Raw genomic sequence first — 25403 nt, 5'->3', positions numbered from 1 at the left:
TAAATTTCAATTATCTTGGCCTGTTTCTTTCGCCATTTTTTGAACGTAACTAAAAGAAATACTGCATTTTCCGGGCCTGCCACCAAGTTGGTGTTGCTAATGGCCTTGCTGTTGTTGCTGGCGGCGCCGGTGTTGGCCCAAAATACCAAAGGGGACCGACCGGGAGCGTCCCAGGGGCAGCGCCGTGAAAGCCGTTTCAAAAGCACATTCCGGAAAAAGAATAAAGCCTCTAAGAAGCAGCCCACCTATAATAATCGCGCGACGGCCCGCAGCCGGTCGCGTTCCAACTCGGCTCGGGGTCGGGATAAAGTCGGAAAAGCGTCAGGCAATGTGTTGCGTCGTCAACCGCCCAAGCCCAGCGGCACACAACGTGCCTGGCAGGGTGACATTACGCACCGCCGCATTCGCGGGCGGAACAGCAGCAGTGCTTCGCGCAACAATGTACACCCGCAGACCGGGCGTTATGTCACGCGCCATCCGTCCAGCCGCGGCCGTGCCGGTGGTGGTGTCGTTTCGAATCGGGCTACCGTGGCAAGGGCAAGCGCCTCGTCAGGGCCGCGGTCTACGCCGCCCCGCAGACGCAAGGTGAAACCAAGGTCGGCATCGCGGCCGTTCATTGCCCGGAAGAGCTTAAATGTTTACGCCAATTTCCCACGCCCCAAGAAACGTACAGAGCGCGCACAGACCACAGACCTTGCCGGCCACCCATTGCGCCGACGTAACTATGAGTCGCCCCGGCCCGGAGTAAGCGCACCTGTCAGAACATTTTCCGGTAAAAGACGCGTGGGTGAACGTCCGTATCGCGGACCTGCTGCGGGCAGTTATCGTTCGGCCACCAACACACGGCCGAAGGCCTGGACCGGCGATATTGCCGGACGGCGAATTCGTGGTAAAAATTTCACCAGCAAAAAACGTACAGAGGGAATGCCGATCTTATATACCGGGCGTCGTAAGAAAGCGCGGTATGGCGATCGCCGGTATCGTGGTGCCATTCCGGGCGGCGGCGCGCAGTCCGTCACGCGGTCGCATACAGGGAAGACGCCCATACAGGGCCGTACGCCGGGCATTGGCGCATCGGGTGTCGGTAATTACAAAGGAAATTTGAAAGGCCGCCGCAGTGCAAAAGGTGGAGGTAGTGTCAGCGGCAGATTGTGGAACAACAATGGTTCGGCTGTTGCCGGGCGTCAACCACGCGAAACCCGTCCAGGTACTTTCCAGGGTAATATCAAAGGTCGCCGACAGGCGAAGGGTGGTGGCAGCGTGAGTGGCAGGTTGTGGAACAACAACGGTACGGCGCTGGCCGGACGTCAACCCCGGGAGACGCGTTATGGTGAATTTCAAGGCAACGTGAAGGGTGGCCGCCCGCTGAAAGGTGGCGGTAGCGTAAGCGGACGTCTGTGGAACAACCGGGAGTCGGCAATTGCCGGCCGCACGCCACGCGAAACACGTTACGGAAAATATCAGGGTACAATAAAGGGCCGTCGCCCGTTGAAAGGTGGCGGCAGTGTGAGCGGACGTCTGTGGAACAACCAGGAGTCGGCGATTGTCGGACGTCAACCGCGCGAGACTCGCTATGGTAAATATCAGGGTACACTGAAAGGTCGCCGGCCCTTGAAGGGTGGCGGTAGTGTAAGCGGTACGTTGTGGAACAACGATGAAACACCACTAGTGGGTCGCGTGCCAAAACCCGAGGCGCATAAGATCAATGGCTATCCTGGTAAGATGAAGCGTTTCTCGGCCAGTCCGGGTTTTGGCGATCAGGGAGAAGAATTTACAGGAGTCATTCGTCACCGGGGGCTGCGCAAGCCCTACATTCGCAATGAAAAAGCACACGAGGATGCGTTGCTGAAAAAGCGTCCAAGCGTAGCGGTCGACCAGGTATACGGTTTGCAGATACCTGTGAAAACCCGGCGCTATGTAAAAAATAAAAATGCTGCTGAAGATGCTACGCCCAAGTTGTCGCCTACGAAAGCCACCAAGGCGGTGGGCGAGCTGCAAGTGAAAGTAAAGCAATATCGCTACGTACGGAATGGCAGCAGTGCAGAAGAGGCGCTGAAGGTGCGCGAGCCGGGAAAAGCCTTTGCACGGTCAACCGACTATCAGGGTAACATCAAGATGAAGAAGTACACCCTGTTTGATAAAAGGGGCTTGCATCCGGATGCGAAGTTCGTCAAGACAAACAAAAACAATGTTGATAGCGAACGTGACATGCTCACGAACTTTAAGCTATGGTGGTCGCGTTTATTCAGAAAAGAAGAAACGCAGCCCGACCACCTGAAGGACAAGGGTCATAAGCCTCGGTACGACAAAGGGGAAGCAGGGTTGTGGTATGAATAACGCATCACATATGAATTGGGAAAAATTGACCTCACTGGACCAGTTGGAAGCGATCCGGAAAGAATCGGCCGAGAGACCAGTCCTTATTTTTAAACATAGCACCCGTTGCTCAATTAGCAGAATGGTGTTAGAGCGACTGGAGCGGAACTGGGATGTGCAGGAAATGGATTCACACGTGAAGCCTTATTTCCTCGACCTGATTTCCTATCGTCAGATCTCCAATCAAATCGCTGCGCTTTTTGAAGTTGAGCACGAATCCCCCCAAATCCTGATCATCCGCGACGGCGCGTCGGTATACGACCGCTCACACATGGCGATCGACTACCAACAAATACGCAGTACGGTTAAAAATTAAACGTGATGCTCTGAACGACCGTGTCCGAGAGGCTTAACGCTACGGGGCAGGTCATGGCGGCACGTTTTAGTTTTTCCTTTTGAATGTCCGTGGCGACGAGCGACGGGTGTGTAAACACAATTTTAACTTCCGCAATTTTTCGCGGGTCGGCACCCATAATTTTTGTGATTTCCGACGTAAGACCTGTCAGGTCGATTCCCTCACGGTTAGCCAGAATGCCCATGAGCGTCATCATGCAGCTGTTCAGCGAGGCGCATGTCAGGTCGGTCGGGCTAAATGCTTCGCCACGGCCGTTATTATCGGGTGGTGCATCGGTAACGATTGTATTGCCTGATTTGAGATGTTTTACGCTTGTACGTAAAGATCCTTCATAAATTCCGGTCATGGAAACCATATCGAATAACTTGGGGTTAGTATTTGCGTTAGGTAATTAAAAGTTTAAATTTAATCCAAAGTATCTTTGTGAGGATGTTGCGTCTGGATAAGATCTCCCTGTTAATGGCCTTTTTGTTGGTGGCGATTGTGGCAAATGCACAAACGCAAGATAGCTATGATTACCAGTCAGAGTTTACGTGGGGGATCAATAAAAATACAGCAGGGGGGCTCATCGGGGGCCTGGTTTTCAAAAAAGCGCGTAAGTTGAGCGACCGCGTACTGGAAACGTATGGTCTGGAGATCATGAACGTGAAGAATCCACAGGAAGTACGCACCAGCTCACCCAACACCGGCAACTTCTTTATTCTCGGAAAAAAGAATTATCTCTATGCCCTCCGCCTGCAATACGGACGCGACTTTATCTTGTTCAAAAAAGCACCGCAACAAGGGGTGGAAATCAAAGCCATTTTTGCAGCGGGTCCGACCATTGGTATTGTGGCCCCGTATTACGTGGAATATAGCGTAGACAACACTTCGTTTGTAACGAATACGGCGCAGTATGACACCAACATCGGCGTCACGTCTATCTTTGGCACCGGCCGTTTGTTCCAGGGCATTGACGAGTCGAAGATCGCTCCCGGCGCCAATATAAAAGCTGCGCTTAACTTTGAGCTGGGCACGATTAAAAGCCAGGTGACGGGTTTTGAGGCAGGATTTCTGCTAGATGCCTACACTGAAAAAGTGGAATTGATGGCGGCTGCCAAAAACTATGCATTTTACCCGACGCTGTTTATTACTCTGTTTTACGGCAATCGGAAATAATATTTTGCCTGCGGGCGTATGGGAAGGCTATCCTGGAAAGGGTGGCCTTCCTGTTTTTCTGGACATACAGTGCCGGATAGTCCGCGGATGTCCTAGACTTACGCTAGTATTGAGCTAGTGTTATGCTAGTGATATCCTAGCTATAAGGCACTAGGAAAACAGATGGGTATGTCCATCGATAGGTGAAGTGGTGGCACAGACAGCCGGGCACATCGCTGGCGGAATTTGAAGAAAGATCGTACGATTCCGATTTTTTCATTTTGCGGGAAACGATCGGCGCGGCATTTTTGTATTTCTCATTATTGGTAAGTTCAATTCATGGCGAAAGCAGCAGAAAAAAAGATCCAGGACCAGACCGGTCATGAGTATATCGAAGTCATCGGGGCCCGTGAGCATAACCTGAAAAACATCAACGTTAGCTTTCCGCGTAACAAGTTAGTTGTCATTACCGGCATCAGCGGCAGCGGAAAGTCTTCACTTGCCTTTGATACTATTTATGCCGAAGGGCAACGTCGCTACATGGAAAGCTTTTCTGCATACGCGCGGAGCTTTCTGGGCAACCTCGAGCGGCCGGATGTTGACAAGATCAATGGCCTGAGCCCCGTTATTTCCATCGAACAAAAAACGACGTCGCGGAACCCACGTTCCACTGTGGGTACTGTAACAGAGATATACGATTTTATGCGTCTGTTGTACGCGCGGGCCGGCGAAGCTTTTTCGTATCTGTCTGGCGATAAAATGGTGCGTCAATCGGAAGAACAAATCCTGGATGCGATCATCACAACCCTGAAAGGTAAAAAGTTGGTGCTCCTGGCGCCAATCGTCAAGGGGCGTAAAGGTCACTATCGCGAGCTCTTCCAGCAGATCCGAAAGTCGGGTTACACCAAAGTGCGTATAGATGGCGATGTGCAAGAGATCACGGCCAAGATGCAGGTGGACCGTTACAAGATACACGACATCGAAGTGGTGATGGACAGGATCGTGGCCGATCCCAAAGACAAACATCGCATCGGGCAATCGATCGCCAAGTCACTGAAAGAGGGCAAGGGCGTCATCATGGTGATGGAAGAGGGTGGCAAGGTGCATCATTTCTCCAAATTCCTGATGGACCCCAAAACGGGCCTGTCGTATGATGAGCCGGCGCCGAATACATTTTCTTTCAACTCCCCGTATGGGGCGTGCCCCACGTGTAACGGGTTGGGACAGATCGAAGAGATCACGGAAGATTCGATCATGCCCGACAAGAAGTTGAGCATCAGCCGGGGTGGTATTTTGCCGCTGGGTGAGTACCGAGACATTTGGATCTTTAAGAAGATCGAGTCGATGCTGAAGCGTCACAAGCTGACGTTGTCGACACCGGTCAAAGATATACCCAAGGATGTTATCAAGGTGATGCTCTATGGCGACGATACACCCGTGCCGGTGGCCTCGGTAAAATATCCTGGCACGGACTGGAACGTGCGCTTTGAAGGCATCATCAACTTCCTCGAGAAGCAACGCGATGAAGGGTCGGAGTCAATGCGAAAATGGGTGGAGGATTTCACGGTCGTTCGCACATGTCCGGAATGTAACGGCGCGCGTTTGAAGAAGGAGTCGTTGCATTTTAAGATCGACGACAAGAACATTGCCGAACTGGCTATACTTGACATCCAGTCCTTGAAAAAATGGTTTGACGGTTTAGAAGGACGACTCAATGCCAAGCAGAAGGTAATCGCCACGGAGGTGTTGAAGGAGATCCGGAAGCGTATAGGCTTCTTGCTGGACGTCGGCCTGGACTACCTGAACCTCAATCGGCCCATTCGCACACTGAGTGGTGGTGAGTCGCAACGTATACGATTGGCCACACAGATCGGTACACAGCTGGTAGGGGTGTTATACATTCTCGACGAGCCCAGCATCGGGCTGCATGCACGCGACAACGTTAAACTGATCAAAGCGCTGCAAGACCTGCGCGACATTGGTAACAGCGTGGTAGTGGTGGAGCACGACAAGGACATGATGTTAGCATCGGATTATATACTCGACATTGGTCCGGGGGCGGGCCGTCATGGAGGTCACGTCGTGGCCGCGGGCGATCCGAAAACGTTTTTGAAGAACGACAGTACTACGGCCAAATTCCTGAGCGGCAAGATCGGTATACAATTTTCGAAGGACAGACGCAAAGGCAGTGGTGAGAAGCTGGTGCTGACGGGTGCTTCAGGTAACAACCTGAAAGATGTTACACTCGAGATACCGCTGGGCACGCTCACGTGTATATCGGGTGTCTCGGGCAGTGGTAAGTCTACGCTGATCCATGAAACACTTTTCCCGATCCTCAATCGTCACTTCTATAATTCGCGTACAGAGCCGCTGTCGCATAAAAAGATGGAAGGGCTTGAGCATATCGACAAAGTGATAGAAGTAGATCAGTCACCCATTGGCCGCACACCGCGTTCGAACCCGGCTACTTATACGGGGGTGTTCAGCGATATCCGCGACCTGTTTACGCAGATGCCGGAGTCAAAGATCCGTGGATATAAAACCGGTCGGTTCTCGTTTAATGTAAAGGGTGGCCGGTGCGAAACATGCGAAGGGGCCGGTTTACGTCTCATTGAAATGGAGTTTCTTCCGGACGTATATGTACCTTGCGAAACTTGTAAGGGGAAGCGGTATAACCGGGAGACGCTGGAAGTACGATTCAAAGGGAAGTCGATCAGCGACGTGCTGGATATGACGGTGGAGGAAGCGATCACGTTCTTTGAGAACCAGCCAAAGATCTTGCGCAAGATCCAAACGCTTGGCGAAGTGGGTCTGGGTTATATTTCCCTGGGACAACATGCTACGACACTTTCTGGCGGGGAGGCACAACGTGTGAAGTTGGCAACGGAGCTGTCGAAGCGCGATACCGGTAAGACGATGTACATTCTGGATGAGCCCACCACGGGGTTGCACTTCCAGGATATTGCGCATTTGCTCGATGTGTTGCAGAAACTTGTCGACAAGGGCAATACGGTATTGGTAATCGAGCACAACCTCGACGTTATCAAGTCGTCGGACCATATCGTCGACCTGGGGCCGGAAGGTGGCGCAAAAGGTGGCAAGATCATCGCCCGGGGCACCCCCGAGGAGGTGGCCAAAAATACCACAGGCTACACGGGTAAGTTCCTGAAGGCCGAGTTGAATTAACCCGTGATAATAATCGATTTTCACACAGTATCAACATGATAGCACGCCTACGCCCATACCTGGTCAGCTTCCTTTTCTTTTTGGTAGGAGTCTACCAGGTATACACAGGAGATCTGCTCGAAGCATCTTTGTATATACTGGCCAGTCTGGCCTTTGCGTTCAACTCGATGGCCGCCGAGCCAAAGCTTGTCGCGTATAAAAAAACGATCGTGACCATTACCTGGTCGCTGATTATTGTGACAGGCATACTTTTCTTATACCTCCTGCAGTTTAAATACCTGTAGATCCACCACCCACATAAATTTGGGATGCCGGGTGCCCGCGATTTGCGTATATTTTGAACTTTTCGCAGAGGCGATATGGTAAATAAGCACAGATTGTATTGGACACTACAAACCGGCGGGTGGTTATTCTACGCCGTTGTCCAGATTGTCTTCAGCTTCTTTGCTTCTGATGGTTTTGCGACGCGTCGCATTACGTTCTTGCTGTTCGAGGCTTTTTTATGCCTCATGATCACACACTTATTCCGCTTATTCCTGAACCGCTGGCGGTGGCTGTACCTGCCTATGCCAAAACTTATCCCGGGTGTATTTGTGGCCGTGATTTTGATGGGGGTGACGGTATATTTCTTACGTATACCCGTTAATTTGATCCTCGGTCGATTATTTGATCCGCGCACTGCGTTTGACCCGGCACAAATCCTGGGGCAGACGTCCTTTTATGCGATCGTATTCTTCCTGTGGTCGGTGTTTTATTTTACCTATCACTATTTCGACCGGTATAATAAGTCGCTGAAGTACGAGGCGTCGATGATCGAGATCGAGCTGAACAACCTCAAGTCGCAGCTCAACCCGCATTTTATCTTCAATGCGTTAAACAGCATTCGTGCCCTGGTAGACGAGAACCCCTCGAAGTCCAAACAGGCCATTAACCAGCTCTCCAATATTTTGCGCAATAGCCTGGCGATGGATAAGAAAGGGCTTACCAAGTTCGATGACGAGATGCGGTTGGTGCGGGATTACCTGGGACTGGAGAGCATTCGCTTTGAGGAGCGGCTAAAGACGGAGTTCGACATACATCCGCAATCGCAAAACTTTTTGGTGCCACCGCTGATGATTCAGACGCTGGTGGAGAACGGTATCAAGCACGGGATTTCGAAACTTACGCAGGGCGGCGTGATTCAGGTGAAGACATCTGTTGATAATAACCGTTTGAAGGTCCATATTCGCAATACAGGGCACCTGGTGCAAGGGAACAAACGCAAAGGAGGTTTGGGATTGAAAAATACCATGCAGCGCTTAAAACTGATCTATGGAGACGAGGCATCGTTCCGGATTGTGAATGAAAACGATAATTTTGTACTTACTGAAATAATCATTCCTCAAAATTTTACCTATGAGAGCATTAATCGTGGATGATGAGCGCCTGGCGCGAAAAGAGCTAATGAAGTTGTTGGAAGATCATCCGATGATCGAAGTAGTGGGTGAGGCGGCCAACGCCGACGAGGCGACGCAGCTGGTAAACGACCTGAATCCCGACCTGCTATTCCTGGACATCCAAATGCCCGGAAAGACAGGCTTCCAGCTGCTCGAAGAATTGGATGCTGTGCCACTGGTGGTGTTCACGACTGCCTATGATGAGTTTGCGATCAAGGCTTTTGAGGTAAATGCGCTGGACTATCTGCTTAAGCCCATTCAACCGGAACGGCTACTGGAAACTGTCTCGAAACTCGCGGAAAAGGAGCGTGCCAAGCTTGCCGCCGTTCGTGGGCCGGAGAAAAAGCTGGGTCTGAACGACCAGGTATTTGTAAAAGACGGCGACCGCTGCTGGTTTGTGAGCCTTTCAAATGTGCGCCTGTTCGAGTCAGACGGTAACTACATCAAAGTATACTTTGATGCCAACCGGCCGATGATTCACAAGTCGTTGAATGCATTGGATGAAAAGCTGGACGAACGCGCTTTCTTCCGGGCGAGCCGTAAGCACATCGTCAACCTGAGCTGGGTAGAAGGCATCGAGCCGTGGTTCAACGGCGGGCTTATGGTAAAACTTCGGGGCGGGGATAAGGTTGAAGTAAGTCGTCGGCAGGCGGCCAAGTTTAAAGATATGATGAGCCTGTAATGGGTTCAGGCTAACACAAGCTCGATCAGTTCTTTTTGTACATTCCAGTCTTTGGCAAGCTTCAGCATGGCCGTGGCCTCCATTTCGGTCACGTAGCCCTTGAGGTTGTTTGCTTGCCAAACCATATTGATTAGCTCCACGCGCTTTTCTTTGGGATAGTCGCCGATGATCTCGTTCAGGTAATCACGGGCGCGGTCGAAAGAGGTGACATAATCTTGCGCTACAAAATCCAGCGCCCACTTGTATTCATCCTGGGCGTTTAGCTCGTGCGCGGTTTTCTCTAAATCGTTTTTTTCTATGTCGTCCAGACCGTGGTAGTGAAAGATCACGGCTTTGAGCAACATATACACTTTTTTTTCTTCCATGGGTCTCGGATAGGGAACGGTCGTGAAAATTACGAAACTTCCTGCTTGGCCGTTGCGACGCGGTTTTATTTTGTCGCAAATAAGTCGGCCGCGATCTTATCGGCCAGCATCTTACCGCGCCTGGTGAGTTGCAGGGTATCGCCTGACACGATGGCCAGACTTTCGGCAAAGAGTGTATTCAGGTAGGGACCGTGTAGAGCCTGCAGGTCGTACTGAAGCTCCTGTCGCAGTTTCCGCAGATCAGCGCCCCAGGACGTACGCAGGGTGGTTAGCAGGTATTCGTTTATGACATCTTCCGGCGTCAGCGCTTCGTGTGTAAATGGAATTTTATCTTCTTGCAATCCGCGCAAATAAACATGGTTGTTCGCGACATTGTATTGCCGGCTCTGGCCGTCATAGGAATGGGCGCTTGGGCCAATGCCCAGGTATTTTTTTTGCTGCCAATAGCTGCTATTGTGACGCGAATAATATCCAGGCCGAGCAAAGTTCGACACTTCGTATTGCTCATAGCCGGCAACGTCCAGCATCTCTACCAGCATCTCCAGCTGCGCTGCCGCGAGGTCATCCTCTACAGCTTTGAGCTTGCCCGTGGCCGCCCACTTGCCGAACGCTGTCTTTTCTTCGATTGTAAGAGAATAGGATGAGATGTGTTCCGGTGCAAAAGACAGTGCGCGCCGAATATTTTCCCGCCAGGTCTCCACCGGTTGCCCAGGAATGGCATAAATCAAGTCGAGGCTGATGTTGTCGAAGCCTGCCGCACGCGCTTGCTCCAGGCACTGCTGCGCTGCCGAGGCGCTGTGTGCGCGATGTAAGAAATGCAACACCCGATCATCAAACGACTGAATGCCGATGCTCAGGCGATTGACTCCTGCGGCACGCAAATCCACCAATTTTTCGGCGTGAAGGTCGTCGGGATTGGCTTCCAGCGTTATTTCCCCAGTGGGCGCCAATGAGTAGGTTTTAGCAACGGCTTCTAATAGCGTTTCTATTTCCACCACCGACAGAAGCGAGGGTGTGCCCCCGCCGAAATACACGGTCTCGATCGTTTCACCCGCCAGGTACGACTTTTGGAGCTCCAGCTCGCGCACCAGCGCACCGACCATTTCTCCCTTTTTCTCCTGATTCGTGGAAAAGTGAAAGTCACAGTAGTGGCATGCCTGCTTGCAAAAGGGAATGTGAAAATAGATTCCGGCCATATTCGTGTGGCAAACTTACGGGCATTTCGGGATATGAGACCAATTCTGAATATTTTTGAGCCGTATGATGAGCGTAAAAAAACTGGTCCTCTTTAGCTGTCTGGCATGTCTACTCACAGTACAGGCCGCGGCGCAGCAGTATGCTATCCGCAAGGATTTCGCATCCGAGTGGACCTACTTTGAGGAGGGCAAATACGAGGCTTTTACCGGAAACGAGAAGGTGTCGACGGTTTACTTTCGCGTGGATGCCGGTAAATTTCAACACGATCTTCTGGCAGTGAGCAGCCCTCAACCGTTTAACCTGTTCATCGACGGCAAGCTCGCCGGTACTGGTACGCGTTTGCATCTCGACATCGACAGCCTGGCGGGTATTTTTTCGCCGTCGTTTACGGTGGCCGTCCGTCAAAAACGCATCTGGCAGGAGGATCTCAGCACCCAGGTGCTGACGCGCGCGCCGCAAAAGGCCAGCACAGAAGAGCAGTTGGTGCCACGCAATACTTCCTTTCGCGACTTCGCCATCATCGGGTTACTGGTGTTAGTGATGCTGGTCATTACCATCATTCGCCTGAATCCCAAGCTGGCATCAGATTATTTTTCGGTTATCAAAATATTCTCCATGCGTGAAATGGACGACAGTCAGGTATACACGCGGATCACCAGCAGCACGAATATTCTCTTCTATATTTTCTGTAGTATGATGCTGGGGTATTACCTGATGATCATTTTTCATTTTCTACCCACAGAATATACGACGGCCTTGCTGTTTAAAGCAGAGAATTTTCCCATGGCGATGCTGCAATGGCTGGAATTGAGCCTGATTGTGCTGGGAATCTTCTTTGTGAAGATGACGCTGGTGTACGGATTAACGAGCTTATTCGGTGTGCCGGAGGCGGCGGGCACACATTTTTTCAATTGGGTACGTGTGTTGTTGGTAGTGTTTGGAACCGTTACGATCATTATGTCTGGGTACTTCATCATGCATGGCCAGCATGCCGGTTTTTTCTACGGCCTGCTGCAGTTTTTTGGATGGACCCTTGTTGTTTGGATGGTGTTGATCATTTTCAAGTTAAGTAGCAAAATGAGCCACTCGTTGTTTCATTTATTTTCGTACATTTGTGCTACCGAATTGATACCCTTTTTGATAACATTAAAGGTACTGTACAATTAGCCTGAATTCGTTTACGTGTTGATATGAGTGAAATTGCTACTGACAGGATGCGCAAGGTAAAAAGCATTCTGGTGACCCAAGAAGCTCCGGCTGATGCGAACTCTCCCTACCTGAAGTTGGCTGAAAAGTATAACCTGAAAATCGATTTCCGCCCGTTCATTCAGGTAGAGCCAGTACCTGTCAAAGAATTTCGCAAGCAGAAGATCGACATCCTAAACCATACGGCCATTATTTTCACAAGTCGTAATGCCGTTGACCATTTCTTTCATATCTGTCAGGAACTAAAACTCGAGATGCCTCCGGAGATGAAATACTTTTGCATCTCAGAGCAGACGTCGAACTACCTGCAGAAATACATCGTGATCCGTAAACGTAAAATCTTCACGGGTTTGAAGACGGCTCAAGATCTGCTGGAGATGCTCAAGAAACACAAAAACGAGAAATACCTCTTCCCCTGCTCGGATATCCGTAAAAATGACATCCCTGATTTTCTAAAAGACGGCGGATACAATTACACCGAAGCCATCATTTACCATACGGTAGCCGCCAATTTATCGGACCTGAAAGAAGTGTTTTACGATATTCTGGCGTTTTTCAGCCCTTCAGGCATCAACTCCCTTTTTGTCAATTTCCCTGAATTCAAGCAAAATAACACCCGCATAGCGGTTTTTGGCCCAACAACGGCCAAGGCTGTACGCGATGCCGGCCTTATTTTGGACATTGAAGCACCCCTGCCGAACGCGCCGTCAATGACGGGTGCGCTTGAGCTCTATATAAAAAAGGCGAACGGAATTAAGTAGCACATTTTCAGTTCTTTCAGCGGGACGAAACGGTTTTCGGCGTTTTGGACGTTTTGATGTGCCCGCATGAACGGGTAGTTTTTTTGAATAACTCGTTCATCCTTTGAATTTTACAAAGTGACCTTTTTTATTACACTTTAATTACATTAGATTGACTGTGTCGTAAAAAAGCGCTTACTTTAAATTCTATTTTTTAACCTTAATGCTGAAAAAGACTTTTTATACCCTCCTGTTGGCTCTGGCTGGATCCGGTGTTTCTGCTCAGCAAGATCCCCTGTTCACGCAGTACATGTTTAACAACTTATACATGACTCCTGCATACGCCGGCGTGGATGGTGTAACGAGGCTTACAGCAGTACACCGTAGCCAATGGCTCGGGTACCAGTCAAGCTTCAACGATGGCGGTGCTCCCGTAACACAGATGGTAAGCTTTAACACGCCCATCTTCAAACTGCGCAGCGGGTTTGGTGCTTACGTGATGAACGATAAGCTCGGACCGCAGAACAACCTGGAGGCACAAGCGATGTACGCGTACCACCTGGGTATAAAAGATACGAAGTTGAGCTTAGGGATTAAGGCAGGAGTATACTCGCAGGCGATTGATTGGGAAGTGTACCGTGCGACAAATCCCGACGACCCGCTGCTGAAGCACGGTAAAGAATCGCAAATTCGTCCGGACCTGGGGTTGGGCGCTTTTTATCGCGCCGAGAAGTACTATATCGGTATCGGTTTTAATCACTTGTTACGTTCTGAATTTGATTTTGGTGAAGATGGTGTGCGTAGCGCGTTGGAAAATCACATTAACGCAACCGGTGGGTATTTTTACGAGGTAAGTTTTGATTTACGTGTACAATTTAGTGTTGCAGTTCGCTCAGATTTGAATCGTACACAAATGGATTTTGCAACGATTGGTTACTTGAAAGATACGATGTGGGGAGGCCTTGCGTTTAGACAAGGTGAGGCGGGTAGCTTACTGTTGGGATACGCACTATTAAAAGACAAATCACTCAAGTTAGGTAGTGGCATTGACTTCATCGTCAAAGACCGTGATGCCAAAGATAATTTTTCGCTTGAGTTCATGCTGAGTTATGAATTACCTGTCAATCCGGGCAGCGGCAAAAAAGTCGTTCGAACCCCTCGCTACAGGCATTAAGCGGCACTGAGTTTGGTATTTTTAAGATTTTAATGAATTTGCATTTACTTTCTTCAAAAAAATAAAGCTGATACAATTAACTTTCGTCCTCTAAAAATTCACCGTAGACAAACCTGAGATAGCAGTATGAATAAGGTTCTTTCAAAAGTAGTGTTAGTGCTTTCGGGCGCAGTGGCCAGTGCTTGTGGCCTCCTGGGTCTTGGAGGTGGTAAAGGTGGCGGAAACGATCAGGGTGAACTCGTCGGAGTTCCCGGCCGCGAAGGTTGGGTTATGACAATTCCCTATGGGATGGTTCCGATTCCCGCTGGTACGTTTCACATGGGTCAGGCAGATGAAGATCCTGCTTCCACTCAAATCAACTTCAACAAGCAGGTAACCATTGGTTCGTTCTTCATGGACGATACAGAAATTACCAACAACGAGTACCGTCAATTCACAAACTTCTTCCTGGTAGACAACGGTACCATTGAGGGCTTCGAGACCGTCGATGCTGAAACGTTCCGTCAGAAATACTATCCCGATACTGCCGCCTGGGTACGTGACTTTGCTCACCACATGGGTGACCCTATTCAGGATTACTACTACTGGCACCCGGGTTACGACGACTATCCGGTTGTGGGTGTCAACTGGGATGCTGCCGTCTTCTTTGGAAAATGGAGAACTGCTTACCTGAACGACTACCGCAAAAATGTAGGTGATTTCCAAATGCCTGCCTTCCGTCTGCCGTCTGAGGCAGAATGGGAATATGCCGCCCGTGGCGGCCGTGACATGGCCAAATATCCCTGGGGTAACCCCTACATCCGTAACTCTAAAGGATGTATGCTTGCAAACTTCAAGCCTGGCCGTGGTAACTTTTACGATGATGGTTTTGCCTACACATCTCCCGCGATGTCTTATTTCCCCAACGACTTCGGTCTGTTCGACATGGCAGGAAATGTTTCAGAATGGTGTTTAGATGACTTCAACCCTGCGTCTGTACCGACTGTTTGGGACTTGAACCCGCAGTACATCGATCCGAGAACCAATCCGGAAAGCTCAGCTTACAACCCGCGCGTTCCGCCTAAGAAAGTGGTACGCGGTGGTTCCTGGAAAGATGTGGCTTACTACCTCGAAACAGGTACACGTACTTACGAATTCAAAGATTCAACGCGCGCCTACATCGGGTTCAGATGTGCTATGACCCACCTGGGCCGCTCGTCAGGTCAGGAATTTTAACAACCAGAAACTCTATTCTATTTTTTAATATCAAAAGGCAAAAAACTTAAACCATTACTAAAATGAGCAAGAAAAAAGGCGGATTTGCCGAACTTCTCTTCAAGACCATAATGCCCAAAGTTTATGGTATTGGTGCGGCAGTTGTAATCGTGGGTGCGTTATTTAAAATTCTTCACTTGACCGGTGCTGACCAGATGCTGATGATCGGTCTCTTGACGGAGGCTGTGATCTTCTTCCTGAGCGCATTCGAGCCGCCTCACCAGGAGCCCGATTGGTCAAAAGTATATCCTGAACTTTCTGAAGACTACGAAGCTCCTACTACTTCGCCTCGTATCTCTAATAAACCTGCTGGCGCTTCTTTGTCTCAGCAACTGGACGCTTCACTTGAGAAAGCGAAGATCGGTCCTGAGTTGCTGGATAGCCTCGGCAAAGGCCTGAACAACCTGGCTGAGTCTGCTAAGAAAATGTCGACTCTTTCTGACGCTGCTGTCGCTACAAACGACTATGCAAACAACGTGAAGAAAGCTTCTACCCAGCTGGTGGAAATGAACAAATCTTACGACACTGCTATCAAGGCTGTATCGAGCATGTCTGAAGCATCGAAAGACGCTGGTGAGTACCACTCACAAGTTCAGAAAGTAACGAAGAACCTCGCTGCCCTGAACTCAGTATATGAGATGGAGCTGAAGGATGCCGACAGCCACGTAAAGAATATGAACAAGTTCTATGAAAGCCTGACAGGTGCTATGCAAGGTCTGTCGAAGGTTGGTGATAACACCGCTAAATTCACATCAGAACTTGGTAAACTTTCTGATAACCTGACTGCCCTGAACAAAGTGTACGGCAGCATGCTGACGGCCATGAAAGGTGGCGGTCAGAACTAATACGATTGACTGTTTTTTAACGTTTAATTAAAAAAACAACCAACAATGGCAGGTGGAAAGGAAACCCCGCGGCAGAAGATGATCGGTATGATGTATCTCGTACTGACTGCACTTCTGGCGCTGCAGGTGAGCAATGCCGTTCTGGAAAAATTCGCTATCATCAACAGCACGCTTGAGTCGCTGATTGGTGAAGGGAATACCAAGAACGATGCTCAGCTTGGAAAGATAGTGGAAGACGGTGGCAAGAGCGACGACGCAGCTGTAAAGCAGGCCGTAGCGAATGCCCAGGAAGTACGGAAGCAGTCAAAAGCGACCGTGGCTTATATTGAAGAAGTTAAGAAAAAGATGCTCGCCGAAGCTGGCGCCAAAGGTGTCGACGAACAATTCATCAACGATCACAGCTCGAAAATAGCGACGATGATGATCGATAAAAAAGATGGTGCGGGCGTAGGTGTTGAGTTCGTGAAGAAGCTTGAAGACTACCGCAAGCAGCTCGAAAAGCTGACCGGTGGTAAATTCGAAACGCTGACGAAGTCTCCCGATCAAATGGCAGCTTTCAAAGACAACGAAAAGCACAAGAACAAAGACTTCCTAACCTTTACGTTTGAAAATACGCCTGCGGTAGCGGCTTACGCTTCCGTGACGCAGATCCAAACGGAAGTGTTGGAACAAGAAGCGAAGGCGCTGGGTATCCTGGCTGAAAAAGCAGGCGCTGGCGTAGTGAAGTTCGACCGCATCGTTCCAATGGTTCGTCCTGTATCTTCGATCGTGGCAGCAGGTGCTAAATACCAGGCTGACATGTTTATCACCGCATCGGCTTCCGGCCTGGTGCCCGAGATGTACTACAACGGTCAGAAACTGCAGGTAATGGACGATCCGTCCGGTGTGAAGATGGGTAAAGTAGAATTCACCGCGAAAGGTGGAAGCTATGACAAAGACGGTTTCTCGAAACAGTCTTTCAAGGCCCGGATTATGATCGATGGTAAGCCGTACGAGCAAGACATTCAGTACATGGTGGCACAACCAGTTATTAAAGCAACGACTGGTAACGCTCCTACCCTGTATATGAACTGCGGTAACACGGTGAACATCGAAGTTCCTTCTCTCGGTACGAATTATAATCCTTCGTTTAACTCAAACGGCGGTGCTGATATCATCAAAGGTGACAAGCCCGGCCGTGTAACGATCATCCCGAAACAACGGAAGATCAAAGTAACGGTAAGCAACGGTGGCGCTACAATCGGTGATCAGCCGTTCGACGTGAAGAACGTTCCGGATCCGAAGTACGTAGCATACGTGGGTAACAACCAGGTTGACTTGCGCAACGGTATCCGTGCCAACCAACTTGCTGCGCTGCGTTTTGCGGCTGAGCCAGAAGCAAACTTCAAGGAAGAAGTTCCGAAGGATGCTCGTTATTCCATCAAGCGTGCTGAGGTTATCCTCGGTCGCGGAACGGCTGGTGTACAGCGTTTGACCGCAACGAACGGTAACCCCGACTTGCGTTCATGGGCAGGCCAAGCTCGCCCTGGTGACCGTATTGTTATTGATATCAAAGATGCTGCCCGTAGAACATTCCGTGACGACGAAGAAAAGATTGTCCCGAAAGGTTCGAATGGTATCATCATTATACCAGTGAATTAATAAACAGATGAAGAAGATAGCATTTTTTGCAGCGCTTTCGGCAGCGTGCTTTATAGCAAGAGCGCAGGAAGTACAGGACCTGGAGGTTCAGTACAACCCTAACTCACTGAACCCTATTCCTGTCTACGAGCAACACTACAAAGTGCGTGTGTGGCGGAATATCGATCTGCGTGAAAAGCAGAACAAAGGCTTCTTCGCCAAAAATGGCGAATTGACCCGGCTGATCATTGACGCTGTAAAATCTGGCGAGTTGACGGATGTTTATGCCAGCGACTCTCTGACCTCGAAAGTTTCGAAACAAGACTTTCTGGGCCGTTTGGTGGCTGAGCAGGCACAGACCTATGACCAGTGGGATCCGAACCGCGATTTTTATACCGATGACGTTATCACATACAACGGCAAGAACTACCGTTCCCTGCGTGACAACCGCGGTGTAACACCGGGTGCGGACAATGCCGGCGATGACTGGGCAGCAACTTCACAAGGCAGCGGTCTCGAGTATATGGTGAATGATATTAGCAATGCCCACATGTGTGAGGATATCATCTTCGACAGAAGAAGATCAAGACTCTACTATGACATTCAGGCCATTGAGTTGATCATTCCCGGTGCAAAAACCAACACAAACATCGACGTGTCGTTGGGTTGGTTCAAGTACAAGGATCTCGAGAAACTGTTCCGTAACAACATCCCGAAAGCAGTATGGTTCAACTGGCAGAACACTGCTCAGAACAAGAACTTCGCCGATGCTTTCTTGCTGAGACTCTTCCACGGAACGATCTATAAAGTTCAAAATCCGGATGATGAGACCATCGACGACACCTACCGTGCTAACGGCCGCCCTTATCGTGAAGGCGTATGGGCACGTGAGTGGACTGAAATGATGCTCATGGAGAAAGAGCACAATCTCTGGGAGTTTTAAGTTTTGTTTTTTTGATATTGAAAAGGGAGGCGAGAGCTTCCCTTTTTTTATGACCTGTCGAGGTCTATCGTTTCATCGCTTCGGCCTTCTTCTGGCCAATGATAGCGGCGATCTCCTCCAACGAAGCTTCCTTGATTTTCTTCACGGATTTAAAGTGCTTCAGTAGTTTTTCTGCCGTCTTGTGACCAATTCCTTCTATACCTTCCAGTGCTGAGCTGAAATGTTTTTTACTGCGCTTCAAACGGTGGAATGTGATGGCAAACCGGTGGGCTTCGTCGCGTATCTGCTGTAATAATAACAGTCCCGGTGATTTTTTACTGATGAGAAGCGGGAACGGATCTTCGGGATAGTATATTTCCTCCAGCCGTTTGGCAATGCCAGCAATCGGCACTTTGCCGTAGATGTTCAGCTCTTTTAAGGCCTCACAAGCACTGCTTAGCTGGCCCTTACCTCCGTCGACAATAATCAAATCAGGCAAGGGTTGGCCTTCTTCCAGGATGCGTTTATACCGACGACCCACGATCTCTTTCATGGAGGCAAAGTCGTCTGGCCCTTCTACGGTTTTGATATTAAAATGGCGGTAGCCCTTTCGTTCGGACTTGCCATCGACAAAGCGCACCATAGAAGCTACGGGCGATGTGCCCCCCAGGTTGGAGTTATCAAAGCATTCGATCACTTTAGGTAACGTAGGCAACTTCATATCCTTCTGTAGGATCATCAGCACTTCTTGTTGTTTCGTCTTTTTTCCTTCGCGGAAAATCTCTTTCTCCTTCTTAAGCTCCAGTGCATTTTTTAGAGACAGAAAAATAAGTTTCTTTTTATCGCCAATCTTGGGGACTACGTTTTCGACACCGTCCTCCAACACCGTGATGTCCACGTTGCTGAGGATGACCTCGTTCTTGCTATTGGTTTGCTCACGTAATTCGGCCACGGCAAGGCTTAGCAGCTCCTCGTCGGGTTCGTCAAGCTTTTTCTTGAGCTCAACAGTTTTGGAGAAGACAATAGAGCCTTCTATAATCTGAAGATAGTTAACGTAAGCGTATGCTTCGATGCTCGTGATGGTAAAGACATCGATGTCGGTCACGTCGCGGTTTACCACCAGCGACTTCGACTGGAAACGTTCCAGGGTGTCAAGCTTTTCTTTTATAGCTTGTGCTCGTTCAAACTCCAGGTTGGTCGCAAAGCCCTTCATCTGGTCGTTGAGGTGATTGTATACTATGCTGAGGTTTCCCTTCAGGATGTAGCGCGCCTGACTGATCTCTTCCATATAGGCTTCTTCAGCTTGTAGACCTTCGCATGGTCCTTTGCAGTTGCCGATATGAAACTCGAGGCATACCTTGAACTTCTTTTGCGCTACATTCTGTTCGCTGAGCAGCAACGAGCAGGTGCGTATGGTATAAAGCTTGCGCACAAGCTCCAGTACATTTTTCATGGCCACCACGCTGGAGTACGGGCCAAAATATTCTCCTTGCTCCGGTAGGTACTTGCGCGTGTAGATGATGCGGGGATAACGTTCTTTCAGGACGCAGATATAGGGGAAGGTCTTATCGTCCTTGAGGAGGATGTTATACTTGGGCTGGTTTTGTTTGATGAAATTGTTCTCCAGCAATAACGCATCGAATTCGGAGTTCGATACCGTATAGTCAATGCGGCGGATCTCAGAGACCAGTCGGAGAGTCTTTCGGTTTACGCCCGTGCTTTTTGAAAAGTAACTACTGACACGTTTCTTGATGCTCTTGGCTTTGCCGACGTAGATCAATACGTCTTCGGCACTATAGAAACGGTAAACCCCCGGAGACTCCGGCAGCCGGCTTACCGCATCTTTAATGTCGTCCATGGGATGTCTGCAATTAATTATTCGGAACCTGCCAGACTTGCTCGTCTTCTGAATCCTGCGCGTCGGTGGAGGTGCTGTTATGTTGGCTGCAGTCGAGCGTTATATCAAGGCCCATGGCCGGTCTTCTAAAGACTCCTTTTCCGTAGCCAAGCTCTTTGTCACGGTATACGCGCGTCATATACTTATCCCAAATCGGAGCGGCTGTTTTACCACCCTGGCCAAAGCTCCAGGACGGGAAGTGAATACTGCGCTCGTCGCCGCCTACCCAGGCCCCGGTGACAAGGTTATGTGTTATGCCCATGTACCAACCGTCAGAGGCATTGTCGGTGGTACCGGTCTTACCGCCGATCTCGTTGTTGGTCCGGAGGTCATAGCTCAGGCCCAACGAAGTTCCACCTGATTCTTGTACGCCACCTTGCAGCATATAGATCATCTTATAGGCCGTGCGCTCGTCCATGGCCTGGCGGGTTTTCGGCACGAAGTTTTCCAGCACGTTGCCATTTTTGTCCTCAATGCGTGTGATATAGTAAGGCTGAGTATAGATGCCGAGGTTTACATAGGTGCAATACGCCGCCACCATTTCATACAGCGTTACATCGCTGGTGCCGAGACACAGCGACGGTACGGCATCCAGCTTACTGGTAATGCCCAGGCGATGAGCGAAGTCCACTACGTTCTGCGGCGTTACACGCTCCATCATTTGTGCAGTAATGGAGTTGATCGAACGCGCCATTGCTTTGCGAATGCTCATTTTTTCGCCACTGCCACGCGTGCCATCCGAGTTTAACGGGCTCCAGGTACCGCCGGAAACCTTGATGGTCGGTGAGATATCGAGCAGCTCCAGGCAGGGTGAATAACCCGCCTCAATCGCGGTACCATATACAAAGGGCTTAAAGGTAGAACCTGGTTGGCGAGCCCCCTGTCGTACGTGATCGTATTTAAAATACTTATGGGACACCCCACCTACCCAAGCTTTGATTGCGCCGGTCTTCGGATCCATCGACATCAGGCCGGTTTGTAGAAAGCGGTTGTAATAGTTCAGCGAATCCATCGTGCTAAACAGCGTGTCACGTTCGCCGGCGTAGGTAAAGATGGTCATCGGCTTCTTGATACGAAGCATAATATTCACCGAGTCTGACCCGGCACCGTAGCGGTCTACAAGGTTGCGATAAGCTTCTGTGCGTTTGACCTTTTTGTCGAGGAAGCCTTTGATCTCGTGCCCGGTCTCTTCATCAACCCATGGATTGCGGCTGCGTTGTTTCCACTCGCGGTCAAATTGTTTCTGTAGTTTGGCCATGTGCTCGAGCATGGCGTCCTCCGCATAGCGTTGCATGCGGCTGTCTATCGTGGTGTAAATCTTGAGGCCCGATTCCCACAGGTCGTAGCCATGTTCTTTACACCAGGCGATCAAATCATTGCGCAGCACGTTGCGGAAGTAGGGAGCGAGGCCCTGATTCTGGTTTTGTACGGCAAACTTCAGGTCGATCGGTAAGACGCGAACAGAGTCGTAGGTGACGCGCGAAATGAATTTGTGATCGTAGAGCTTATATAGTACTTCGTTTCGTTTGTTGAGCGCATTCTTCGGAAAGCGGTGCGGGTTAAACAGCGAAGGGTTCTGACACATCCCCACCATTACAGCAGCCTCCTGCACGTTCAACTCGCTGGGTAACTTATTGAAGTACGTTTCACATGCTACTTTGATACCATAGGCGTTGCTGCTGAACTCGATCGTATTGAGGTACATCGTAATGATTTCCTCTTTGGTGTAGTTCTTTTCCAGTTGAATGGAGATGATCCACTCTTTTGTTTTCTGAATAACGCGACGCGGGATTTTGCCCAGTTTGGCCAGGGGGCCGTCGAGGTCAAGCGTATACAGGTTTTTTGCGAGCTGTTGCGTAATGGTACTGCCGCCACCTTTGCTGTTGAAGGTCATCAACCCCCAGACCACCCGTGGATAGGCCCAAAAGTCCATGCCCGCGTGATCGTAAAAGCGATGGTCCTCCGAATAGATGAGTGTCTTGACGAGATTGGGGGAAAGCTGGTCGTATGTTACCTGGCTTCGGTTAAACCGGAAATAGCGCCCCAGCGAGACGTTGTCGGCGGAGATAACTTCCGAAGAAAGATCGTTCTCCGGGTTCTCGATAGCCTTCAGGCTGGGCATACCGCCGAATAATCCGAACAGATCGATCCCCACCGAAAAAACGTATAGCGGAAATCCCAGGATTATGCACAGGAATAAGATCCAGATACCTTTTACTACTTTCCCAAACCAGGGTTGCTGTATGCGTAGGAGACTACTGAGCTTCCGCTGGATAGTTTTTTTGGAAGAATTGGATGTACTCATCAAGACCTTTAGTTCGGTAGAAGATATCGAAATTATCTTTTGTGATTACAAAGGTATTGAATTTATGGTTTTGTAGCTCCGTGAGCTTTGAAACCTGGGCTTTAAATGTTTGCGCATACTCAATGGCAGACGTGACACGCGGCAACTCCGAGACCATCGTCAGTGCGTAGTCGTCGTTTAAAATAAGGTTACTGGTTTTCAGCGCCAGGTCTTTGAAGCTTGCCAGGTTGAATTTGTCCAGCACGGCCGACGCAACGTCGCTTAGCTTCTCATCCTTCCGGTAAATCATGATAAAGTAGTGCGGCTCTTCCAGCGAGCGGATGTACTGTATACCCATGCGCCGCTCCTGCTTGGTCTGGAAATCGCGTGACGACTGCAGCAACGTCTTCGCATATTCTGTAATGGCTGCTTCCGGATATTTCTTGATAAACTCTTCCAGGCTGTACTGATACTGCGCAACGTTCTCGGTCTTGCCAATAATTAGAACCTGCAGTAGCTCCAGGTTGGGCACAAACGTCGTCTGACCTAGTGCCAGCGCTTCATCGATGGTCTGCCTGGCGGCAGTGTTATCACCTTCGGTATATCGGCTGTAGGCATCTTTGTAGAGCACCTTTTGCTTTTCACCGGCTTGTTCCGACTCTGCCAGGTAGTTGGGATTTTTCAGCAGTTTGGCAAACGTAGAATCGGGGTATTTACTCAACAATAAGCTGGCGTATTGTTCCGCCTTGCTTGGGTCACTGTCTTTGTAGATCAGATAAAGCTTATACAGGACTTCTGCCTCGTGCTTGGTTTCGGGGAATCGTTTCAGGAGCGTATTGTACGTTGTCACCGCGTTCTCAGGCTCTTGCAGCTTGAAATAATAGATGTCTCCCAGTTTGAAGTAAGCATCTTCAATCTTGGCGAGCGCCTCTTGTTTTTGTTCTTCTGTGCGGGGTATCTGTTGGTCCAGGCGATCGTACTCAGCCGCCACGGGGTCGGCCGGCGGAGCCGTGTTGGTGGGCTGTTGTACGTTCGGATCGTCGGGGGCAGTCTCGTCCACTTCATTATCGTCCGCGGTAGCGGAACGAAGCGACCGCCTCCAGTTGTCTTCCAGGGGCACATTACCCCACACGCGTTTGAATTCCGTCTCGCCCATGGCCATAGCCGAGGGGTTGCCAAAGTACCAATCGACTTCCTGCGCTTCACCATTTTCGTTTGCAAAGATTGGATTGGAATTGCCCGAAATATCGATGCGATTGCCACCCCGTCGTTTCTTCTCGACGGCGGCACGTTTTTCTTCCTCGCGTTTTTTAGCCTCGAAGTTGGACTTGATCTGGGCACGCAGTGCGGCGGTGTCCATGGCAGCTAGGGCCAACAGGCTGTCTTGCCATTTGATGGTATTCAGATGTTTGACAAACTCGTTCAATATCTCCTGCCGGGCTTTAATGCGCGCATAGCCCTCATAGTCTTTTGGCAGGGCGTTAATGGCACTATCATAATAAGCTTGTGAAAGTTGGTACTGGCGGAGTGTGTCATAATAAATCTCACCCAAACGCAGATACGCTTCGCCGTCGATTCGTTTGTTGTTACCGGCACGCACAGACCGGTTAAAGTCGGCAATGGCTTCATCCAGGTTTTTCTGCTTGAGCTCAAACACGCCCATTTCATAATAGATCTTGTCCTTGAAGTCTTTGTTCTTACCGTCTTTCAACAGTCTCCTAAACGACTTCCGCGCGGCGTTCACGTCCTTGCTCCGCGATATTTCCGTTACCTGCGCCAGGTAGAGGCGGGCGTAAAAATCCACCTCGTACTCGGGGTTGGTGGCAATACATTTTTTATAATAGTTATAGGCCTCCGCTTCGAAGCCAAGCTTTTGATATACCTGCCCGATGATAAAGTATATTCTCCCGGGCTTGTCACGCTTCTTCAACAACGGCACGGCCTCGCTTAAGTTTCGGACCATCTTGTCCAGGTCGCCCTGCATCTGGTAGAAGTAAGCTTTCTCCAGCAGCAAGTGTTTTTTGTTCGTCTTGGTCAGCGGCATTTTCTGCACAAAGTCGATGGCGGCCTGTGCGTTGTTGAACTCCTGGTGTTCGGTAAAGGTGCGCACCAGGTGAATGATGGCGCGGTGGCGTGCGTCCAGGTCTTTGCCTTTGGTGTTGACGTATTTATACGTCTGGATAGAGTTGCCCCAGTCCAGGCTGTAAAAACGCGCACGTCCCACGAGGATATACGCGTCGTCTACCCATTTGCTGTTTGGATGCCGTTGTATGGCGAGAGAAGCCATTTTGACGGCTTCCTGTATTTCTTTGTCATAGCCTTTTGCCTGTGCCGAATCCAGCGGCGGGTACAACCGCAAGATGCGATTGTAGTCGTCTTCGTAGGCGGCCCAAATATCTTTGTCGATCTTGTCGAGCTCTTCGCGCGCGTACCAATAACCGTTGTAATGCGCGGTCGTATTATGATAAGCCTTGCTGGTCCAGGAATGACTTTCTGATGAACAGCCGTTCAGCAGCATGAGCGTCAAAAGAACAACGAGGTAGTAGACAATATTTTTCAAACTCCTGCTATTTGTGAGGGTAAAACGCAAAAATCCAACATTCTATACTTAAATAAGCTGGAATATCTAATTTTGTGCAAAAAAGTAGAATATTTTGAAATGCCCCAGGGCATGAGGCCGTTCAATTTGACAATCCTTAGCAGAGAGCAGCGCATACGATCTTAAAA

Annotated in this window: 20 protein-coding genes; 14 read left to right on the top strand and 6 right to left on the bottom strand. The window is 49.8% G+C overall.

The genetic code is table 11. The annotated features are described in order from the left end of the window. The first annotated feature begins 39 nt into the window (after positions 1–39). Together K7P01_RS11560 and ytxJ are read left to right on the top strand one after the other, a co-directional pair. Positions 40–2337 carry a hypothetical protein gene (locus K7P01_RS11560; RefSeq protein ID WP_267293070.1) on the top strand — a complete coding sequence of 766 codons (2298 nt, stop codon included), beginning with the start codon at positions 40–42 and terminating at the stop codon, positions 2335–2337. 10 nt (positions 2338–2347) lie between these two features. Continuing rightward, positions 2348–2692, top strand: a complete 345-nt coding sequence (ytxJ, locus tag K7P01_RS11555; protein ID WP_267293068.1) for a bacillithiol system redox-active protein YtxJ — start codon at positions 2348–2350, stop codon at positions 2690–2692. On the opposite strand, the gene K7P01_RS11550 is transcribed toward ytxJ, so the two are convergent. Continuing rightward, a complete protein-coding gene (locus tag K7P01_RS11550; RefSeq protein WP_267293066.1) occupies positions 2682–3086 on the bottom strand; it encodes an OsmC family protein in 405 nt (134 codons plus the stop codon). The genes ytxJ and K7P01_RS11550 overlap by 11 nt on opposite strands. Before the next feature lie 74 nt (positions 3087–3160). On the opposite strand from K7P01_RS11550, the gene K7P01_RS11545 reads away from it, so the two are divergent. The 5 genes from K7P01_RS11545 (at position 3161) to K7P01_RS11525 (ending at position 9172) form a co-directional block, all read left to right on the top strand. Beyond that, on the top strand, positions 3161–3889 hold the full coding sequence (locus K7P01_RS11545; protein ID WP_267295322.1) for a hypothetical protein: 729 nt from the start codon (positions 3161–3163) through the stop codon (positions 3887–3889). Between the two features lie 318 nt (positions 3890–4207). Further along, positions 4208–7054 (top strand): excinuclease ABC subunit UvrA, encoded by a 2847-nt coding sequence (uvrA, locus tag K7P01_RS11540; protein WP_267293064.1) that lies wholly within the window; start codon positions 4208–4210, stop codon positions 7052–7054. A gap of 35 nt (positions 7055–7089) precedes the next feature. After that, on the top strand, positions 7090–7338 hold the full coding sequence (locus K7P01_RS11535; RefSeq protein WP_267293062.1) for a hypothetical protein: 249 nt from the start codon (positions 7090–7092) through the stop codon (positions 7336–7338). Positions 7339–7413: 75 nt separating this feature from the next. Then, on the top strand, positions 7414–8472 hold the full coding sequence (locus K7P01_RS11530) for a sensor histidine kinase (RefSeq protein ID WP_267293061.1): 1059 nt from the start codon (positions 7414–7416) through the stop codon (positions 8470–8472). Continuing rightward, complete coding sequence (locus K7P01_RS11525; protein WP_267293060.1) at positions 8450–9172, top strand: LytR/AlgR family response regulator transcription factor; 723 nt, start codon at positions 8450–8452, stop codon at positions 9170–9172. Before K7P01_RS11530 ends, K7P01_RS11525 begins: the two co-directional genes overlap by 23 nt. Before the next feature lie 5 nt (positions 9173–9177). Here K7P01_RS11525 and K7P01_RS11520 read toward each other — a convergent pair whose 3' ends face one another. Next, the gene (locus tag K7P01_RS11520) at positions 9178–9537 is read right to left on the bottom strand and encodes a hypothetical protein (protein WP_267293059.1); all 360 of its coding nucleotides are present in this window, start codon (positions 9535–9537) and stop codon (positions 9178–9180) included. A 65-nt stretch (positions 9538–9602) separates the two neighbouring features. Beyond that, complete coding sequence (gene hemW, locus K7P01_RS11515) at positions 9603–10733, bottom strand: radical SAM family heme chaperone HemW (RefSeq protein ID WP_267293058.1); 1131 nt, start codon at positions 10731–10733, stop codon at positions 9603–9605. A gap of 64 nt (positions 10734–10797) precedes the next feature. Between hemW and K7P01_RS11510 the strand changes: the two genes are divergently transcribed. The 7 genes from K7P01_RS11510 to K7P01_RS11480 all read left to right on the top strand — a co-directional run bounded on the left by K7P01_RS11510 (position 10798) and on the right by K7P01_RS11480 (position 18516). Continuing rightward, positions 10798–11901 carry a DUF4271 domain-containing protein gene (locus K7P01_RS11510; RefSeq protein WP_267293057.1) on the top strand — a complete coding sequence of 368 codons (1104 nt, stop codon included), beginning with the start codon at positions 10798–10800 and terminating at the stop codon, positions 11899–11901. A gap of 23 nt (positions 11902–11924) precedes the next feature. Further along, positions 11925–12701 carry a uroporphyrinogen-III synthase gene (locus tag K7P01_RS11505; protein WP_267293056.1) on the top strand — a complete coding sequence of 259 codons (777 nt, stop codon included), beginning with the start codon at positions 11925–11927 and terminating at the stop codon, positions 12699–12701. 202 nt (positions 12702–12903) lie between these two features. Further along, the gene (locus K7P01_RS11500) at positions 12904–13854 is read left to right on the top strand and encodes a PorP/SprF family type IX secretion system membrane protein (protein WP_267293055.1); all 951 of its coding nucleotides are present in this window, start codon (positions 12904–12906) and stop codon (positions 13852–13854) included. 126 nt (positions 13855–13980) lie between these two features. Beyond that, entirely contained in the window at positions 13981–15069 is a 1089-nt protein-coding gene (porK, locus tag K7P01_RS11495; protein WP_267293054.1) for a T9SS ring complex lipoprotein PorK/GldK, read from the top strand. Between the two features lie 62 nt (positions 15070–15131). Continuing rightward, positions 15132–15953 (top strand): type IX secretion system motor protein PorL/GldL, encoded by an 822-nt coding sequence (gene porL / locus K7P01_RS11490; protein WP_254082346.1) that lies wholly within the window; start codon positions 15132–15134, stop codon positions 15951–15953. A gap of 45 nt (positions 15954–15998) precedes the next feature. Then, positions 15999–17594, top strand: coding sequence for a type IX secretion system motor protein PorM/GldM (gene porM, locus K7P01_RS11485; protein WP_267293053.1), 1596 nt, complete (start codon positions 15999–16001; stop codon positions 17592–17594). A 7-nt stretch (positions 17595–17601) separates the two neighbouring features. Further along, complete coding sequence (locus tag K7P01_RS11480) at positions 17602–18516, top strand: gliding motility protein GldN (protein ID WP_254082344.1); 915 nt, start codon at positions 17602–17604, stop codon at positions 18514–18516. 64 nt (positions 18517–18580) lie between these two features. Here K7P01_RS11480 and uvrC read toward each other — a convergent pair whose 3' ends face one another. Genes uvrC through porW form a run of 3 tightly spaced genes read right to left on the bottom strand, consistent with a single transcriptional unit; the run spans position 18581 to position 25236 of the window. Beyond that, positions 18581–20353 (bottom strand): excinuclease ABC subunit UvrC, encoded by a 1773-nt coding sequence (gene uvrC / locus K7P01_RS11475; protein WP_267293052.1) that lies wholly within the window; start codon positions 20351–20353, stop codon positions 18581–18583. A 13-nt stretch (positions 20354–20366) separates the two neighbouring features. Beyond that, positions 20367–22697 carry a transglycosylase domain-containing protein gene (locus K7P01_RS11470; RefSeq protein ID WP_267293051.1) on the bottom strand — a complete coding sequence of 777 codons (2331 nt, stop codon included), beginning with the start codon at positions 22695–22697 and terminating at the stop codon, positions 20367–20369. After that, on the bottom strand, positions 22648–25236 hold the full coding sequence (gene porW / locus K7P01_RS11465; protein WP_267293050.1) for a type IX secretion system periplasmic lipoprotein PorW/SprE: 2589 nt from the start codon (positions 25234–25236) through the stop codon (positions 22648–22650). Before porW ends, K7P01_RS11470 begins: the two co-directional genes overlap by 50 nt. Positions 25237–25403 lie beyond the last annotated feature (167 nt).

The organism is Parachryseolinea silvisoli (genome assembly GCF_021190955.1).
GTDB lineage: Bacteria > Bacteroidota > Bacteroidia > Cytophagales > Cyclobacteriaceae > Ohtaekwangia > Ohtaekwangia silvisoli.
The sequence above is the reverse complement of the archived record's forward strand: the minus strand, read 5'-3'. Positions and strand labels throughout refer to the sequence as shown.